Raw genomic sequence first — 16597 nt, 5'->3', positions numbered from 1 at the left:
TCCGTAACATCGTTGTCTAAAATGTATCCTATCATACATATCAAGAAAGGAAAGTTTATATTGAACTATTTTTTTCTATTCATCATACTATTCAGTTTTACACTCTCATCCTGTTCAAATAATCAGATTGTGCATGAGGTTCATCTAAATAAATCAACAATTGCAGCTGCAAGAAACGAAGACTGGTCTTACACAGGAAAAACTGGACCAAAATATTGGAGTTCAATCAATAATAAATATGCACTATGTTCAAATGGAAAACAGCAATCACCAATTAATATTGATCAAGCTATAAAAAAATCACTACCTTTAGGTATAAACTATCATAATGATCTTTTTAAAATAGAAAGGTCGCAGTACACGGTAAAATTCATTCCGGTTAATCACTCCAACACTATTAATTTAAATGGAACAAACTATACATTACTACAATTTCATTTCCATACCCCAAGCGAGCATACAATAAATGGGAAACAAAGTGATTTAGAGATTCATTTTATAAATGAAAATAAAAATAAATCTATTATTACCATTGGGGTACTTGTTGATAGTGGAAGATTGAATAAAGAATTCCAAAAAATCCTAAATGCAAATCCTATGGATGAAGATCTTGGGGGAAAGATTGTAAAAATAAATTTGCAGTCCTTTATTCCGTATACAAGTAAAAAATTTTCGTACACTGGCTCTTTTACAACTCCTCCATGTACTGAAGGGATTAAATGGATAATCTTTAACAAACCTATACAAATTTCCGAAGAACAAATCCATTCTTATCAAAATTATTTCGAACCAAATAGCCGTCCTGTTCAGCCATTAAATGGTAGAGATTTATTTGAATCTTGGTAAACATAACGAGTTGCTTGATTATGAAAATAACTTACTCATAATGGGGGCATGAGGAACTATTATTGCTCAATTTCGAAATTCACTTCCTCATAACTGGTTCATGAGGTACTATTATTGCTCAAATTCGAAATTTATTTCCTCATAACAGGTTCATGAGGTACTATTATTGCTCGAATTTGAATATTACTTCCTCATAACGGGTTCATGAGGTACTATTATTGCTCGAATTTGAATATTACTTCCTCATAACAGATACATGAGGAACCATTAATGCTCGAAGTCGAAATTTACTTCCTCATAACGGGTTCATGAGGTACTATTATTGCTCAAATTCGAAATTTATTTCCTCATAACAGGTTCATGAGGTACTATTAATGGTCGAATTTGAAAATTACTTCCTCATAGCACCCTGGAGTGAAATCAACAGATAATTCTTATTTAGCTACCATCTTCTTTTTCAACACCACAAAAAAAGTTATCCTACCTAAAGGATAACTTTTTTTGTTTAAAACATTATTCAGCAGTTTTTTCATCTCGATGAACTACTTCTAATTTTCCTGTATGAGGGTCAATTACTAAACCATGTATTTCAACTTCTTTTGGAACAAGAGGGTGGTTTTTAATAATTGAAACACTGTGGTTAACACTGTCGTATACATTTGTAAAGCCAGTTAACCATTTGTCTAAATCTAGACCTGAAAAACCTAAAATTTCTAGGTTTTCTTCTTTAATACCTTTTTCAATCATTTTTTCTTTCATACGTGTAGGATTTATATTACCCATTCCACACTCATGGTGACCGATTACTAACACTTCTTTAGCTCCTAGTTCATAAATTGAAACTAGAATACTTCTCATAACTGAACCAAACGGATGGGCAATAACTGCACCAGCTGTTTTAATCATTTTCACGTCACCGTTTCTAATATCAAGAGCCTTTGGTAAAAGCTCAACTAGACGTGTATCCATACAAGTAACAACTACAACCTCTTTATTCGGAAACTTTGAAGCTATGTATTGCTCATATTCCTTATTCTCAACAAACTTCTTATTAAAATCTAAAATTTGATCTAACATATATTCCCCTCCAAACAAAAATAAAGAGCATTTTTCCTATACCTATATTGAAGGAAAAGCTCAAAATATACAACCATTTTGCACTCAATTATAGTATTAATCTAAAATTATGTTTTCATTTATACCGTTTTATTTTTATTTTTTAGTATGCTAAATACACTGTCATACAAAAAAAAACAAACGAAATGTTTTATTTTTAAATTCCCATTAATTTCTATCAATTTTTTTTATTTTTAAAGTTTATATTGTACACTAGACTTAATCTTTAATAAGGAGGGAATTAAAATGAAGTTTGAACATTCTATTGCATTACATAATGGAGTTAAAATGCCTCAATTAGGTTTAGGTGTGTGGCGTGTGTCACCAGAAGATGGTGTAGATGCAGTCCGAACAGCTATCGAAGTAGGTTATCGTCATATTGATACTGCAGCTGTCTATCAAAACGAAGAGCAAGTAGGTGAAGCAATTCGCCAATCTGGTGTTTCCCGTGATGAACTTTTTATTACAACAAAAGTTTGGAATGCTGATCAAGGGTATGATACTACTTTAAAAGCTCATGAAGAGAGTCTTAAAAAATTAGGCTTGGACTATGTTGATCTTTATTTAATTCACTGGCCAGTAAAAGAGAAATATTTAGATACATATAAAGCATTAGAAAGACTTTACGATGAAAAGCTTGTGCCAGCAATTGGTGTTTCAAATTTTCATGTCCATCACTTGGAGGATATTGCAGCTCATCGCAATATTAAACCAATGGTCGATCAAGTCGAATTGCACCCAATGTTTCAACAAAATGAATTACGTGAATATTGTCATAAAAACGGAATTGCATTAGAAGCATGGAGCCCATTAATGCAAGGTGGCGAAGCTTTAACAAATCCTGTTATAAAAGAGATTGCGGATCAATATGGTAAAACAACTGCCCAAGTCATTATCCGTTGGCACTTGCAACGTAATGTAATCGTTATTCCTAAATCAATCACACCTTCACGAATTCAAGAAAACTTTGAAGTATTCAACTTCGAGCTTTCTTCAAATGATATGCAACAAATTGCTACTCTTGATGCAAATAAACGTGTGGGTCCAGACCCTGATAATTTTGATTTTTAAGGGGCAGGTTTAAGAGTAAGAAATTTATAATAATGAAATAGGAATGGCTACCAGTTTTTTGAAAGGTAGCCATTTTTCCTTATCCTTTAGGTTCTTTTGTAATCAAATTAAATAAATCTCTAATCGTTCTTTCCCTCCACCTATATTGTTTCGTTTTAACTTTATTCCTTTAATTTCTCCAGTTCGTTTAATATGTGTCCCACCGCACGGAACTTTACCAAAGCCTTTGATTTCCCAGTATCTTCTTTGATTATTGAGATCATCGAACTCACTAGTTATTTCCAAATCTGCATCAATCAGTTCCTTTGCTTTTGTCTCTAAAAGTGGGAATGTTTCAGAGATTTTTCCATCCCAATAGAAATCAATTCTAGCTTTGTCACTACTAATATTTGCACCAATTTTTTCAGGATTATTATAATTTTGATACATTAGCTCCAAGGTGATTTCTGCAGCAAAATGTAGCTTCATAATTCGATATCGTTTTTCCCAATCGATTTCAATCACTACTTCTTGTCCTTTTTGAAGGTCATGATTTTCTGGTAAAGTATAGATAATATCAAATCCGTCCTTCTTAGCTTCAATCACCTCATAATTACCAATTCTCCCCGAGTCTGATTGTTGCCCACCCGAAAAAGCATAAATAATGGTTTCGTTTAAAGTAACATTCCTGCCATCTACTTCCGTAACAATTGCAGTGGCTTTTGTAAGATATGGATCTTCCCAAAATAGTTTTTTTACTCCCATTTCTATACTCCTTATTCGTTTTTGGTTTTGAATTTTGTAACCACTAGTTGATTTCCCTTTTATAGTTATAAAAAAGGAACAAGTTCTATAAATTGTCCCTCATCTAATTAATCCTTATTACTTTGTTACAACTTCACTACCTTTTACTAATTCAATACGTACTTTTTTCAGCCCATCTTTTTCATCAACATATGTACTTAAATTCCAATTTGCTGCAAGAGTATGTTTAATTAAATTAATTGCTTCTTCAGATAAATAAATTCCTTGAATAGCAGTTCCCATATCTTCATAATCTTTTTCAACTTCAATGCCAAATTTATATCTTAAGAAAGTCATTAATGAGCCTTTTGTTAAAAATTTGATCTGATAGCCATTATTAACGATTTTATTAAAATTCTCTTCATTGTTTTTGTACAGATTAATTAATGTTTCCCAGTTAGGAAAACCATTACCATATTGATTTAAAAACTCGAAATTTTCTTCTTTCACAGCATTTATTAACTGAATGTTTTCTACACCAGCACTACGTAGACTTTCAATCATAATTGCATTATTTATAGCAATACTAACAAAGCTCATCTTTGTTCTCCCTTCGAATTAAAAGAATATTCTTTTTATTCAACTTTAACATATAATACCGTACTAAACTATTAAATTGATGAGATTTACACCGAGATGATGAGGATAGGGAATGCTTTGTGAATACGAAAAAAATCACAAGATCCTGTAACAGATCTTGTGATTTTACTTCTTTTGGAGAATTTAGATACACAATCTTAACTAAATTGTGTTTAATGTGATGAAAGCAGTTGTGCCTTCTCCATTTTTACTTGTAATTTGTAGATTGCCACCATAGTTTTCAATTAGGTCTTTTGCTATTGATAAGCCTAAACCATTACCACCGTTAGCTCGACTTCTCGCTTTATCAGCTCGATAAAATCGGTCAAATATATGATTGATATCTTCTTCTTTAATACCGATTCCGTTGTCTTCCACTTTGATTTCGATCTTGTTTGCAACTTGAGTTGTTGTTATATCGATAATGGTGTGTTCTTTACTGTATTTAACTGCATTATCAAACAAAATAATTAATATTTGCATTAAATGTTCTCTTGCAATATTTGCATTATCGACAATTTGATTAGGAGTGTGGAAGTGAATTTCTAAATCTTCATGTAATAGCTGATAATTGTTTATGATCTCATTTAATACTTCATTAATATTTGTTGGAGCATACTGTTCAATCTTTTCGTTATTTTTCTCTAGCTTCGTTAACTGTAGAAGCTCATTCGTTAAAATAATCATTCTGTTTGTTTCATTAATACATGTATTTAATGAGTTTTCTAAAACAGTTTCGTCCTTTTTCCCCCAGCGATTAACTAATGATAAGTGACCGTGAATGATTGCTAAAGGTGTTCTTAATTCATGAGAAGCATCTTCAACAAATCGCTTTTGTCTTGTAATTGAAGCCTCTAACTCATCCATCATTTTGTTAAAAAGCAGACCGAGTTCAGATAGCTCATCTTTTGTTTCTCCTACAAAAACTCGCTCTTTTAATTGATTATTTTTTATTTTAATCATTGTTTGATTTAGATTTTTAATAGGATTTAATATTTTTTTAGATAAGAAATAACCACTGAGTATACTTAAAATTAACGAAATGGTTGTTCCTAGAACGAGAATCATGAAAGATTCTTTAATTAATTTCGAAAAGATGTCTACATTCATCGCAACTTCTAATACACCGTCAAAATTCTTATAATGTAACACCTTACTATTGATTAATATTTCTTGATTGTTTTTTCTATGTTTTTGAATTTCACCGAATTCTTTTTTAATAATAGGAATTTTAGGCATTGTTCTTGAAACTGTAAATATTTCTTTTCCATCTATATCTATTAGTCGGATCATCTCATTATTTTGAATAATTTTTTCAAAATATTGTTTGTTTTCTGCAAAAGATGCCACATTAGGTCGTTTCGTTTTATATTCTTCATCTAAATAAGCTGACGTATCATTTAATCTTTTTTCAATGCGATGTTGCTGCTGATTCATTACAGACATTTGAATTAAAGCAGATTGAATAAGATTACATAATGTAAATATGAAAAACATAAGCACAGCGATTGTAATTGTTATTTTCCATCTAATCGAAAGCTTATTTAACAAGGTCAGATTCACCTCTACATCCTCATTACATACCCAGTACCTCTTACAGTGTGAATATAGGTATTATTTTTATCATCTAGTTTTGTTCTTAAGTAGCTAATATAAACATCCACTACATTTGTTTCAATAGTAGAGCCATAGCCCCATACAGTTTCTAATAAAATTTCTCTAGTTAATACACGATTTACATTGCTCATTAATAAATACAATAAATCGAATTCTTTTTTAGTTAAATCAATGATCGCTTCATCCTTCTTAACAACTCGAGCTGCAGAATCTAATGACAAATCTTTAAACTTTAAGCAGTGTAAATTTGTTGAACGATCGATCCGTCTAAAGATTGCTCGCATATGAGCTAAAAGTTCTTCAATAACAAATGGTTTTGAAATATAATCATCTGCACCACTATCTAAACCAGAAATTCGATCAAAAACACTATCTCTTGCTGTAATCATAATAATTGGTGTGTCTTTATGTGCTCTAATTCGTCTACAAACTTCAATACCACTTAAATTAGGAAGCATTAAATCAAGCAAAATTAAGTCAAATTCTTGGTCAATCGCTAGGTTTAAACCATCTCTACCATCATTTGAAATATGAACTTCATTACCTTCATACTCTAATTCTAATCGTATAAAATTTGCTAATTCTTTCTCATCTTCTATAATTAATATTTTTTTCATATATTTTATCCCTCATTTTTTTTTATAATAACATCTATAAAATTATTATTTGTATTGTATAAGGATATCTGTTTAAGATGAAAATGGCTTTACGAATATTTTAAAATTCAATTAGAGTTTTATTAGAAATTTTTAATTCTTTAACTTAATAACCTTGATATTACTACCTATTGTGTGCATTTTCTAATAATTCCACTTAAAAACGATTAAAATTTATTTAAGAATATATTTTAAACTTCCCAAAAGATCGGGTATAAACTTTTTTAATTTATGTATGTAATTTTTAAAGTTAATTTCTTAAGATTTCAAAAAAAATGGCTTTAGCATTTGCTAAAGTCATTTTCATACTAAATAAATTATTTGTCAATGGAGTAAGTAGAATCAAATCAATTCCCATTAAAATCAATTTTCCTAATCTATATTATTTATAATTAGGAAACTGAATCGGAATATTTAGTATATGTTCTGGTTGACCGTCTTTTGCACTTGCTACATATAAAGTAAGTACCCCATTTGGACTAGTTGGCTGATCATAATTAATGACTAATTTAAAGTTCCCCCATTCTGGAGCACCCATATCAGCCATTGTATGACCTTCCGCTAATACATTATGACCATCTTCTATGCGATAAAGAAATGTTGCTTCAAAAACACTAGCTTTCCCTTCAACAATTAACACATTTTTACCTGTTGAGTCATTTACAACTGAAGTGACTTTAAATGCATCGTTTTCAACTGGTGTAAATACTTTAACTGGTGGCTTAGTTTCATCCTTTTTTGGCGGATTATTGGTTCCCTTATCTGGTGTATTACCGTTATCAGTATTTTTGTCTTTAACTGGTGTATTACCCTTATCAACTTGTGATGACTGACCATCTTTTTTTCCATTACCGTAGTCACTTGACTGACAGCTTGCTAAACAGAATATGTTTAAAATTATAAGTCCAATAAATAAAAGTCTTTTCATTCTCTTAATCACCCCTAAATTAATTTATTGCTGCAGTTTAAATATTGTTCTAAATTAAACTATTTATTTTTAGCAACAGATGAAATGCATTTTTACCGAGGTGTACTTTTAAAAATAGGAATGAATTTTTAAACATATTAAAAGAAAGTACTAGCAAGTTGTATTACCATTGGTAAAGTTAGACTGCTTAATATAGTTGAGGTAATGACAGTTTGTGCTGCAAAATTTGCATGCGGACCTTTGAATGATAGTAATGCACTATTTCTTGAACTTGGAAAGGCACTACCTATAAAAAGGGCTTTTGCAACCACACCTTCAAAACCGAAAATTTTTATAAGGGCAAATGCAATAATCGGACCACCAATTAACCTTAAAAAGTTACTAATCGCTAAATTGTTCCAGCTAATTTCTTTCCCCGATTCAGCTAATTGAGCTCCAAGCGTAATTAACGCAAATGGGGCGAATGATTCAGTAATAGGATTTAAAATGGTAACCAATTCATGATTTAATTTCACATGAGATAGTTGAAGTATAAAGCCAAGTACTACACTATATATGATTGGTAGCTTTAGCATTTTCATAATTGCTTCTTTCATTTGAACTGAAGCCTCTGCATTATATACCCCAACAGTAAATGTCATTATATTTTGGAACAAAACGATTAAAACTCCAATACTCAATGCAAAAGGATCATTTTTAAAAACTAACGCATTTACTGGCAATCCAAGATTTCCTGAATTATTTAATGCGATGCTATTAGCAAATGTACCTTGCATCGATTTTTCAATTCCTCTCCATCTACATATTAATGTTGAAATTAGAGACATGGCAACAAATTGAATAACCAAGTAAAATAAAACACCACCTGCAACTTTACCTGATAACGGACTATCATAGATTTTCATAAATACGGCTACTGGAAGAAATAAATAAACTAAGAGGGTTGTTAAAGTACGTAAGTGAAGTTTAAAAAGACGATTAAACAAATAGCCTAATATAACATAAAAAAATAGAGGTAGCATAACTTCTAGTAATAATTTTATTACCATTGCTTTTCCTTCTTTCAGATGATCAACCGATATTTATTTTATCTACATATCTCGGTTAAAAATTTTTTCTTTTTGTTTCTGAAATTCACTATCTGTGATCACCCCGTCATTTTTTAATTTATTTAATTTACGAAGTTTCACTTCAAAGTCCTCTTTTTCTCTTGTCATATTCTCTTCAACATTTACTTCAAAATTTGATATACCACGATCACTAAAAACGTTATATCCATTAATAAGCGTAATCATTAGCGCAATTCCGGTCCATAACAATCCGAACAAACCAGCTTGTGGTATTACAATTGTAAAACCGAGGACGATAAAAATAATGCCAACCATTAAACCAAAAAATGACTGCCCTTTACTTGGTTTAACTCGAATCTTTCTCAAATTTTCACCTCTTTTCATTTTAAAATAAATTTCTGAATGAAATAGAAGCTTTGTCGGTTAAATTTGATAAACTATTATTTTGCTTTCAAAATACTATATTCGACAAATTATGTTTAAATACCTATTGCAAAAATAAAAAACCACCTAATTAAGTGATTTTTTAAATTTTTATATTAACTTATATACACTATTTTTGATTTAATCTGATAGGTTCGTATAAAATGAATTCACTCCATATTTATAAACAAAAATCAAAGAGTTATTTTGAATATTTTTCTTTCCATTCACTTAAATAGAAAACTTCATTTGTTTTTATAGATTCTCCATCAAGTAGCGTTATAAATTCTAAACTATTTCCATCAGGATCTCGGAAATATACACTTGCTGCTGGCATCCAAGTATGTACTACAGGTTCAATTGGATTTAATCCAAAAAAGTTTTCAGTTGGTTTTATCCCTCTCTCTTTTAGCCATTCAATACTATTCTCTAGTTCATGTAGACTTACTCCAAAAGCGAAGTGACCTTTGTGAAATTCCTTTCCTTTCTCTACTTCCCATAGACCGAGCATTTGTTTGTCCTCACCGATAAAAAAGAAAGCTACTCTTCTTTTTTCAATTTTATGAGCAAGCTTAATACCTAGTTTTTCGTAAAACATAATGGATTCTTCTAAATTTCTCACTTCTAAATGAGTTTCATATATACTTTTTATCATCGCTTTTCTCCTTTTATCAGATGAAAGTAATATCGTAAGTATTATATTTTAGCATTATGCTGTTTAATTTTAAAAAATTCTGGATTTTAAACTCTAAATATCTCCAAGATGATATGATTTATTTAACTTTAATTCAAAATGTAAGGAGGTTTGTACGTGATCTTCCAATCAAATAAGCTTACTATTCGTCAATTAAAAGAAAATGATGTTCCCCTTCTAGCAAAATGGCTTTCGAATCCTAAAGTTCTTCAATATTATGAAGGTCGAGATAATCCGTTCAACGCTGAAAAGGTTAAAAGTATTTTTTTACTAAAGATCACTCTGTTAAAATGTGTATTGTAGTTTATGAAAATATTGAGATAGGCCATATACAATTTTATAAATTAGACGATGAATCAAAAATTGAATATGGATATGAAAATACAAGTGAAGTTATTTACGGAATGGATCAATTTATTGGTGAAACTGATTTTTGGAATCGTGGAATTGGAAGTTTACTTGTCTCATCGATGGTGAATTACCTAGTTAATAATCAAAACGCAGAAAAAGTAGTAGTAGATCCACAAACATGGAATGTACGCGCGATTAAATGCTATGAAAAATGTGGATTTAAAAAAATTCGATTACTTCCGAAGCATGAATTACATGAAGGTGAATATAGAGATTGTTACGTAATGGAATATAATTAAGACTTCGCTTCTTGAAAGAAAAGTGCTTGAAAACATTCAGATATCATTTTTTTAAACTTTGTCTACAAATTAAGGGATCTCTCACATTTTTGAGAAACCCCTCATATTTTTACATAAATTTATAGTTATTGAACAAAAACTTGTTTTAAAGGTTGATCAGCTGGCCCTTCTAATACGTCACCATAAATTGAAAATCTGGAGCCATGGCAAGGGCAATCCCATGATTTTTCACCGTTATTCCACTCGACTTCACAACCTAAATGAGTACAAGTTGTGTCTACACAATGAACTTTACCATTTACATCTTTATAAGCTCCAACTCTTTTCCCATCTAGTGTTACAACTGAGCCTTCATCATTGTATAATTCTTCTATCTTTCTAGAAACAGGTTCTAATTTTCCTTCAATTAAATGTTTAGCTACATCTATGTTTTGCATTAAGAAATGCTTGATACTAGGGTCTGCTTGGAATCTTGAAGGAGTGAACACATCAGCATCAACAGCTTCTTTTCCTAATATTAAATTACTGATTAACTGGGCAGAGACTGTTCCACTTGTCATACCCCATTTACGGAAACCAGTGGCTACGTATATGTTTTCATGTTTTGATGATAGTCTACCAATATAAGGCATTTTATCTAAAGTGATCAAATCTTGCGTAGACCATCTGAATAATACATCTTCAATTCCAAAGGTTTCTTCACCAAAAAGTTTTAAATTTTCATAAAAACTCATAGTACGAGTTTCTACACCTGTTTTATGACTTTCTCCACCAATAAGTACTAGTTCTTCATTATTATATTTAAATGATCTTAGAGACCTTTTCGGATTTTCCACACTTATGTACATGCCTCCTGGATATGCTGTTTTTACTTTTGCAGCTAAGGCATATGAACGATCAGCATGTAATTTCGTAAAAAACAATTGATTACCATCATAAAAAGGAAAATGGGATGCACTAACAACATGCTTACATTTAATTTTTCTTCCACTTTGAGTGACTACGACTGGATTGTTGCCTGTTTCAACGTCAATGACTACAGTTTCTTCATAAACCTTTAATCCGTTTTCAATTGAAGCTTTTAATAAATGAATCAAGTATTTTAGTGGGTGAAACTGAGCTTGATCCCGCATTGTAATCGAATATTTTGTATCAAAAGGTAATAATGTTTTTACTGCTCCAAACGAGTCAATTCCTAACTTCTCATAAGCTTTCAATTCATTTTCTAGATTTCTTACATAATCATCCGAAGTCGTATAAATTGTTGCATCCTGGGTCTCATAATTACATTCTATTTGGTTATCATTCGTATATTTTTTAATAAAATCCATTGCATTTTTAGTAGAATGATAAAATATTTTTGTCTTTTCTAATCCAAAATGTTGAATTAGCTCATCGTAAATTAAATCATGCTGGGCTGTTACTTTGGCAGTCGTGTGACCAGTTGTTCCATTAATTATTTTATTCGCTTCAATTAAAGCCACCTTCATACCCGCTTGCGTTAAAAAATATGCGGTTGAAATTCCCGTAATTCCGGCACCAACGATTACAGCATCAAACTCTTCGTCATCGTTAAACGGTTCAAATGTAGGAATATTTAGTCCACTTCTCCATATTGGCTTTGAGTGTTTCGGCAAGCCATTATAATCAATCTTTTCATTCATCTTTGAATACCTCCATTTATGTTATGTGGTTATTATTACCAAATTGATGGATGTTCATTAAACTAACTTTTCAATACTACTAATTAGTAAATATTGTTAAAATGGAGATAATGAGGAATGCTCATCTAATAAAGTAAAAAATAGTTAATAATTAGTAAAGAGGGTAATTTACATGGCCTATAGAATTAAAGACACTTTAATTTCTCAAACTGATTTAAAAAATAGAGTCAAAGCACTTGCCGAACAAATTGAACATGACTTTAATAACGAACCACTAATCCTTGTAGTTGTTTTAAAAGGATCATTTGTATTTGCAGCTGATCTAGTTCGTGAAATGAAAAGTAATATTAATGTAGATTTTATTTCTGTTTCCAGCTATAGTAATCAAATTGAATCAACTGGAAAAGTAAGACTGTTAAAAGATTTAGATGAGAATATCACAGATAAAAACGTGGTAGTAATTGAAGATATCATTGATAGTGGTCTAACATTGCATTTTTTACGTGACCATCTTCAAATGCATAAGCCAAAATCGATTAAGATTTGTACTTTATTAGATAAACCTGAAAGAAGAAAAATCGATCTATCAGTTGATTATGTAGGTTTTGTCATTCCTGATGAGTTTATCGTTGGCTATGGAATTGATTATGCACAGCAATATCGAAATCTACCGTATATCGCAACTGTGGAAGAATATTAATTTAATCAAGAACATGCCGTTTGATTATTTATCAAACGGCTTTTTTTATTTCTTGTTAACTTTCTTATTAATTAAATCAATTAATAAATTTCGATCCTCAGGAAAACTAAGCTCTAATACAAGAATTTCATCTGCTGATTTCCATGCAATTTCATATATTAGTTGTTCAGGATCTTGAATTTTAGCATTACCACCATTAATTCTAACTTCAAAATAATGTACTTCTACTTGAAAACCATATGAGAAATCTTCTTTGATAAACAACTGCTTAATTACATCAACTTCATATCCTGTTTCTTCGAGTACCTCTCTTTTACAACACTCTTCAATCGATTCATTTTGTTCTAATCCGCCTGATGGAGTAGACCAAAGCTTTTGTTCATCAGGCTTGCCTTGAAGTACCATTAAAACCTGCCCTTTACGATTGATACAAATACCAGTTGCCCCAATCCATTTCTCCATGAAAAGCCACCTCTTTTAGTTACTTTATCTAATCTAGCTATTCGATTATTTAATATTTTATCCTGTTGAAAATGTCCTTTTGATATTTATATAATTTCTTGGGAAAAATAACTCAAAATTAGTAAACGGGGTGAATTTATGAATCGCAAATTATTACTCATTTTCTCGGTCGTTGTTTGTTTAATATTTCCGAACTTTAGTTACGCCGAAACTACTGCTAACCCATTAAAAATTGCGTTTGTTCGCGATGGATTCGTTTGGATAAAAATAAATAATAAAGAGGAAAAAATAACAAAAGCAAAAGGGGTTTATTCGAATCAGCCTGAGTGGTCTTTTGATGGTAACTATTTAATGTATCAAAAAGAAATACCTACTGGTTCTACAGCATCATATCCTACTCGCTCAGAAATATGGATCTATAATATGAAAACTAAAAAAGAACAAAGGATCATTTCCGATGGCGAGAATCCTAAATGGTCCCCTACTAAAAACATTTTTGCTTTTTTAGATAGTGGTGTGTTGAATGTTTCTGATTTTAAAAACTTTTATAATATTGCACTAGGTGTAGATGATTATAATTGGATTCCAAACGGTAAAGGCTTTATAGCTTCATCAGCCGCAGCACTAAATCCGGACGGTTGGACAAATCCAGTTTTATATAAAATCACCTTACCAAATGATTTAAAAAATATTACTAGCACAACAAATACTGTAAAACAATTTTTTGTTGTTCCTAAAACCTTAACAAAAGGCAATACTTCCATTCCGTCCATAAATGCATCAACATTTCAATTTTCGCCCGATCAAAAATGGATCTCTTTTATAGTTAACCCAACAGCTTCTTGGTCTATGGATAGTGACATGCTTTGTATCATTTCTTCAGATGGAAAGGTATTTGAAGTTCAAGATGAAATTATTTTACATTTAGATAATCCAAAATGGGCTCAAACTAGAAATATATTAGGATATATTGCAGGTGGGGGCAGATTAGTTTTCGGATATAAAAATAAAAAGATGAATATTACTGAATTGCCAGCATTTACATCTACAAATTTAACACCACCACATTTTGCTGAATTAGGATTTACATGGTGTGATGACACATCAATTGTAGTTTCAAGAGTAAAAGAAAGTGAGTGGTCAAATGATGAAAAGAAACGACCAAAACCATCATTAAATGTGATTAATCTTTCTACTCATAAACAATTAAAAATAACGAATCCACCAACTGGAAAAGGTGATTATAACCCAGTCTACTCAAAGTCTACCAATAAAATAACGTGGACCAGAAAAGGCGAATTAGATGTTGTCGGTAATGTATGGATCGCCAATTTGGATGGAAGTAAACCTAAAATTTTATTAAAAAATGTAAGTTCATATTCTATTTTTGAACGTTAAAAAGGATGAGGATGAATATAGTTTCATCCTTTTTCCATTTCAAGACCATTAACGAAGCAATCATTTCGTAAAACTGGTACTACTTTAAAATGGTTTAATTGACGACAGTGCATAACATCATCTTCAAAGCCCTTCATTCTCAGCTCTCTTCCACTTCCACATTCCCAAATCAAATCTTTAATTTTATGTTTCGAGTGGAGAAACGCACCAATACAAACTTCCGCTTCTGGTGATTTTGTTCCTTCTAACTCTACTAAAATTGCTCCTGCTCCTAAATAATCTTCAATAGAAGGTCGCAGTGCATCCTCATTTTCATGTAAATCATTCCAAACCTCACCGCACGGAATGACTGTTATATTGACATTTTTTTCTTTTTTTAGGCGATTAGCCAAACTTGCAACCGAAGACGCATTAAGTAAAGAACCAATCAATAACGCTGGCACCTTTGAAGCGATCCATGAACAAAATGCTCCATTTAGAGAACATAAAACAAATTTATTATTGGTATGACGTTCATTAAATGAGACCGGCGAAAGTGTTGCCTTCCCTAAAACTGCCGCTTCATTTCTTCCTAAAATATACTCTGCTCCAATCTTTTTAGCATAAGCTTTCCCATCTAAATTTGGTGGATACGGATAGACGATTGCGTTTTGAACTACTGCTGAAACAACAGTCGATGAAAAACTAAGAACATCAACAATAATCGTAATATCCCCACGTTCCGCTGCTTCCCTCGCACCCCTTTTCCCCCACTCTACACGGCATTCATAATTAGATTGATCGAACATATTCTCATCCCCTTTATTATTCTTTTAAAATCGTCACATAGAAAAAGCAATACTCTATAAAAGTATTGCATCCGTGTGTAGACAAAGTATAAGTTTTTCAGACTGACTAACGATATGTAACTTCTTATACCCTAAACTATTTTTAGTTGTCTTCATCGGCTTATTAGGATAATAAAACACTAAATCTTTATAATTCATCTTATATTTACTTGTTTTAAAGTATTTGTCCAGATACACCGTTCTCATTTTTTCACCATCTACATAGATTGCTTTTCCTTTAGGGCGATCCTTATCAAATCCATAAATTAGTTGATCATTTAAAAAATACATCCCCTTTCCATCTCCTGCATACAAATGCTCTGCACCTGAAATGGAAGCAAAATTCATATATAAAAACGATGATGTTTTAAAAATATATATACTATGCGGTATATCAGTAATACAAAGAATGTATGGACTATTCGGGATCTTAACCAATTTGTAGTCCACTTTTTTTAATTCTGGTAAATCCTTATGAATAGCGAAATTAACTGCTTTTTCTTTTGAATTAAAACTGATTGATATGTAAGTAAATATGCTCACTAATGCTACAAAAATTAGCAAGAATGTATTTCCCTTTTTACTCATGTTATTAATTCCTTATTTAGACATTTATTTTATTCAGGAAAAGAGCATACACCTAAACGATTTCCTTCTAAATCTTTAAATTCAAACCATTTAAACGTTCCATCTTCATTCAATTGCTCTAATTCTACATCATGTTCTTTTAAATGATTATAAGCTTGTTCAATATTTGAAGTATAAAAATTAAAACTCATATGCGTATTTGGATTTTCTACTTGAATTGTTTTTCTCACTAACGTTAATGGTGTTTCCCCAATATTTAATGCCGCATATCCATTTATCGGATCGTTCCATCTAACCGTAAAACCCAACACCGAGCAATACCAATCTACTGCTTTCTCAAAATCAGTTACTTGCAGAAAAACTGTATCAATTCTTTTAAAATGCTCTGACATAGCTAAGTCCTCCTTTTTTACTACTTACTATTTATTCAACACTTGTAAACTATTTCCTTTTATATTTCATGCTAAAAATAAAGAGATTTTACTATAATTAGTCAATTATTTATAAATATTGAAATTAGACATT

20 protein-coding genes are annotated in these 16597 nt (G+C 31.0%); 6 read left to right on the top strand and 14 right to left on the bottom strand.

Annotated features, from left to right (window positions below; translation table 11 throughout):
• The first annotated feature begins 60 nt into the window (after window positions 1-60).
• Window positions 61-846, top strand: a complete 786-nt coding sequence (locus V5E38_RS02315; protein ID WP_499212063.1) for a carbonic anhydrase — start codon at window positions 61-63, stop codon at window positions 844-846.
• A gap of 513 nt (window positions 847-1359) precedes the next feature.
• Here the strand turns inward: V5E38_RS02315 and V5E38_RS02310 are convergent.
• A complete protein-coding gene (locus tag V5E38_RS02310; RefSeq protein WP_499212062.1) occupies window positions 1360-1923 on the bottom strand; it encodes a beta-class carbonic anhydrase in 564 nt (187 codons plus the stop codon).
• A gap of 285 nt (window positions 1924-2208) precedes the next feature.
• Here V5E38_RS02310 and V5E38_RS02305 point away from each other — a divergent pair, with 285 nt between their 5' ends.
• The gene (locus V5E38_RS02305; RefSeq protein WP_499212061.1) at window positions 2209-3033 is read left to right on the top strand and encodes an aldo/keto reductase; all 825 of its coding nucleotides are present in this window, start codon (window positions 2209-2211) and stop codon (window positions 3031-3033) included.
• 102 nt (window positions 3034-3135) lie between these two features.
• Here the strand turns inward: V5E38_RS02305 and V5E38_RS02300 are convergent, their stop codons facing one another.
• The 8 genes from V5E38_RS02300 to V5E38_RS02265 form a co-directional block, all read right to left on the bottom strand.
• Window positions 3136-3777: an alanyl-tRNA editing protein gene (locus tag V5E38_RS02300; RefSeq protein ID WP_499212060.1), complete on the bottom strand. Its 642-nt coding sequence runs from the start codon at window positions 3775-3777 to the stop codon at window positions 3136-3138.
• Between the two features lie 117 nt (window positions 3778-3894).
• The gene (locus V5E38_RS02295; protein ID WP_499212059.1) at window positions 3895-4356 is read right to left on the bottom strand and encodes a hypothetical protein; all 462 of its coding nucleotides are present in this window, start codon (window positions 4354-4356) and stop codon (window positions 3895-3897) included.
• 201 nt (window positions 4357-4557) lie between these two features.
• The gene (locus V5E38_RS02290) at window positions 4558-5946 is read right to left on the bottom strand and encodes a HAMP domain-containing sensor histidine kinase (protein ID WP_499212058.1); all 1389 of its coding nucleotides are present in this window, start codon (window positions 5944-5946) and stop codon (window positions 4558-4560) included.
• 14 nt (window positions 5947-5960) lie between these two features.
• Window positions 5961-6629 carry a response regulator transcription factor gene (locus V5E38_RS02285; RefSeq protein ID WP_056471929.1) on the bottom strand — a complete coding sequence of 223 codons (669 nt, stop codon included), beginning with the start codon at window positions 6627-6629 and terminating at the stop codon, window positions 5961-5963.
• A gap of 421 nt (window positions 6630-7050) precedes the next feature.
• Window positions 7051-7596, bottom strand: coding sequence for a Gmad2 immunoglobulin-like domain-containing protein (locus V5E38_RS02280; protein WP_499212057.1), 546 nt, complete (start codon window positions 7594-7596; stop codon window positions 7051-7053).
• A 137-nt stretch (window positions 7597-7733) separates the two neighbouring features.
• Window positions 7734-8645, bottom strand: a complete 912-nt coding sequence (locus tag V5E38_RS02275; RefSeq protein WP_499212056.1) for an AEC family transporter — start codon at window positions 8643-8645, stop codon at window positions 7734-7736.
• A gap of 42 nt (window positions 8646-8687) precedes the next feature.
• Complete coding sequence (locus V5E38_RS02270; protein WP_499212055.1) at window positions 8688-9032, bottom strand: SHOCT domain-containing protein; 345 nt, start codon at window positions 9030-9032, stop codon at window positions 8688-8690.
• 259 nt (window positions 9033-9291) lie between these two features.
• Complete coding sequence (locus V5E38_RS02265; RefSeq protein WP_499212054.1) at window positions 9292-9744, bottom strand: VOC family protein; 453 nt, start codon at window positions 9742-9744, stop codon at window positions 9292-9294.
• Between the two features lie 156 nt (window positions 9745-9900).
• Here V5E38_RS02265 and V5E38_RS02260 point away from each other — a divergent pair, with 156 nt between their 5' ends.
• Window positions 9901-10086, top strand: a complete 186-nt coding sequence (locus tag V5E38_RS02260; RefSeq protein ID WP_499212053.1) for a GNAT family N-acetyltransferase — start codon at window positions 9901-9903, stop codon at window positions 10084-10086.
• Window positions 10074-10433, top strand: a complete 360-nt coding sequence (locus V5E38_RS02255; RefSeq protein WP_499212052.1) for a GNAT family N-acetyltransferase — start codon at window positions 10074-10076, stop codon at window positions 10431-10433. Before V5E38_RS02260 ends, V5E38_RS02255 begins: the two co-directional genes overlap by 13 nt.
• Before the next feature lie 125 nt (window positions 10434-10558).
• On the opposite strand, the gene V5E38_RS02250 is transcribed toward V5E38_RS02255, so the two are convergent.
• Window positions 10559-12097 carry an FAD-dependent oxidoreductase gene (locus V5E38_RS02250; protein WP_499212051.1) on the bottom strand — a complete coding sequence of 513 codons (1539 nt, stop codon included), beginning with the start codon at window positions 12095-12097 and terminating at the stop codon, window positions 10559-10561.
• A gap of 172 nt (window positions 12098-12269) precedes the next feature.
• On the opposite strand from V5E38_RS02250, the gene hpt reads away from it, so the two are divergent.
• Complete coding sequence (gene hpt, locus V5E38_RS02245) at window positions 12270-12797, top strand: phosphoribosyltransferase (protein ID WP_499212050.1); 528 nt, start codon at window positions 12270-12272, stop codon at window positions 12795-12797.
• Window positions 12798-12842: 45 nt separating this feature from the next.
• Here hpt and V5E38_RS02240 read toward each other — a convergent pair whose 3' ends face one another.
• Complete coding sequence (locus V5E38_RS02240; protein WP_499212049.1) at window positions 12843-13259, bottom strand: NUDIX hydrolase; 417 nt, start codon at window positions 13257-13259, stop codon at window positions 12843-12845.
• Window positions 13260-13397: 138 nt separating this feature from the next.
• Between V5E38_RS02240 and V5E38_RS02235 the strand changes: the two genes are divergently transcribed.
• Window positions 13398-14657, top strand: a complete 1260-nt coding sequence (locus V5E38_RS02235) for a TolB domain-containing protein (RefSeq protein WP_499212048.1) — start codon at window positions 13398-13400, stop codon at window positions 14655-14657.
• A gap of 23 nt (window positions 14658-14680) precedes the next feature.
• On the opposite strand, the gene V5E38_RS02230 is transcribed toward V5E38_RS02235, so the two are convergent.
• Genes V5E38_RS02230 through V5E38_RS02220 form a run of 3 tightly spaced genes read right to left on the bottom strand, consistent with a single transcriptional unit; the run spans window position 14681 to window position 16464 of the window.
• Entirely contained in the window at window positions 14681-15445 is a 765-nt protein-coding gene (locus V5E38_RS02230) for a 2-phosphosulfolactate phosphatase (RefSeq protein ID WP_499212047.1), read from the bottom strand.
• A 54-nt stretch (window positions 15446-15499) separates the two neighbouring features.
• Window positions 15500-16072, bottom strand: a complete 573-nt coding sequence (locus tag V5E38_RS02225) for a hypothetical protein (protein WP_499212046.1) — start codon at window positions 16070-16072, stop codon at window positions 15500-15502.
• A gap of 29 nt (window positions 16073-16101) precedes the next feature.
• Complete coding sequence (locus tag V5E38_RS02220; RefSeq protein WP_499212045.1) at window positions 16102-16464, bottom strand: VOC family protein; 363 nt, start codon at window positions 16462-16464, stop codon at window positions 16102-16104.
• Window positions 16465-16597 lie beyond the last annotated feature (133 nt).

It is taken from the genome of Rossellomorea sp. GAMAL-10_SWC, from assembly GCF_049568075.1.
Lineage (GTDB): Bacteria > Bacillota > Bacilli > Bacillales > Bacillaceae_G > Gottfriedia.
Note: the sequence above shows the minus strand (reverse complement) of the source record. Positions and strands in the feature narration are given on the sequence as shown.

Excerpts from the sequence above, each read along its gene's own strand:
- V5E38_RS02310 (WP_499212062.1), bottom strand. The coding sequence starts at position 1,923 with ATGTTAGATCAAATTTTAGATTTTAATAAGAAGTTTGTTGAGAATAAG.
- V5E38_RS02305 (WP_499212061.1), top strand. The coding sequence starts at position 2,209 with ATGAAGTTTGAACATTCTATTGCATTACATAATGGAGTTAAAATGCCT.
- V5E38_RS02300 (WP_499212060.1), bottom strand. The coding sequence starts at position 3,777 with ATGGGAGTAAAAAAACTATTTTGGGAAGATCCATATCTTACAAAAGCC.
- V5E38_RS02295 (WP_499212059.1), bottom strand. The coding sequence starts at position 4,356 with ATGAGCTTTGTTAGTATTGCTATAAATAATGCAATTATGATTGAAAGT.
- V5E38_RS02285 (WP_056471929.1), bottom strand. The coding sequence starts at position 6,629 with ATGAAAAAAATATTAATTATAGAAGATGAGAAAGAATTAGCAAATTTT.
- V5E38_RS02280 (WP_499212057.1), bottom strand. The coding sequence starts at position 7,596 with ATGAAAAGACTTTTATTTATTGGACTTATAATTTTAAACATATTCTGT.
- V5E38_RS02275 (WP_499212056.1), bottom strand. The coding sequence starts at position 8,645 with ATGGTAATAAAATTATTACTAGAAGTTATGCTACCTCTATTTTTTTAT.
- V5E38_RS02265 (WP_499212054.1), bottom strand. The coding sequence starts at position 9,744 with ATGATAAAAAGTATATATGAAACTCATTTAGAAGTGAGAAATTTAGAA.
- V5E38_RS02255 (WP_499212052.1), top strand. The coding sequence starts at position 10,074 with ATGTGTATTGTAGTTTATGAAAATATTGAGATAGGCCATATACAATTT.
- V5E38_RS02250 (WP_499212051.1), bottom strand. The coding sequence starts at position 12,097 with ATGAATGAAAAGATTGATTATAATGGCTTGCCGAAACACTCAAAGCCA.
- hpt (WP_499212050.1), top strand. The coding sequence starts at position 12,270 with ATGGCCTATAGAATTAAAGACACTTTAATTTCTCAAACTGATTTAAAA.
- V5E38_RS02240 (WP_499212049.1), bottom strand. The coding sequence starts at position 13,259 with ATGGAGAAATGGATTGGGGCAACTGGTATTTGTATCAATCGTAAAGGG.
- V5E38_RS02235 (WP_499212048.1), top strand. The coding sequence starts at position 13,398 with ATGAATCGCAAATTATTACTCATTTTCTCGGTCGTTGTTTGTTTAATA.
- V5E38_RS02230 (WP_499212047.1), bottom strand. The coding sequence starts at position 15,445 with ATGTTCGATCAATCTAATTATGAATGCCGTGTAGAGTGGGGGAAAAGG.
- V5E38_RS02225 (WP_499212046.1), bottom strand. The coding sequence starts at position 16,072 with ATGAGTAAAAAGGGAAATACATTCTTGCTAATTTTTGTAGCATTAGTG.
- V5E38_RS02220 (WP_499212045.1), bottom strand. The coding sequence starts at position 16,464 with ATGTCAGAGCATTTTAAAAGAATTGATACAGTTTTTCTGCAAGTAACT.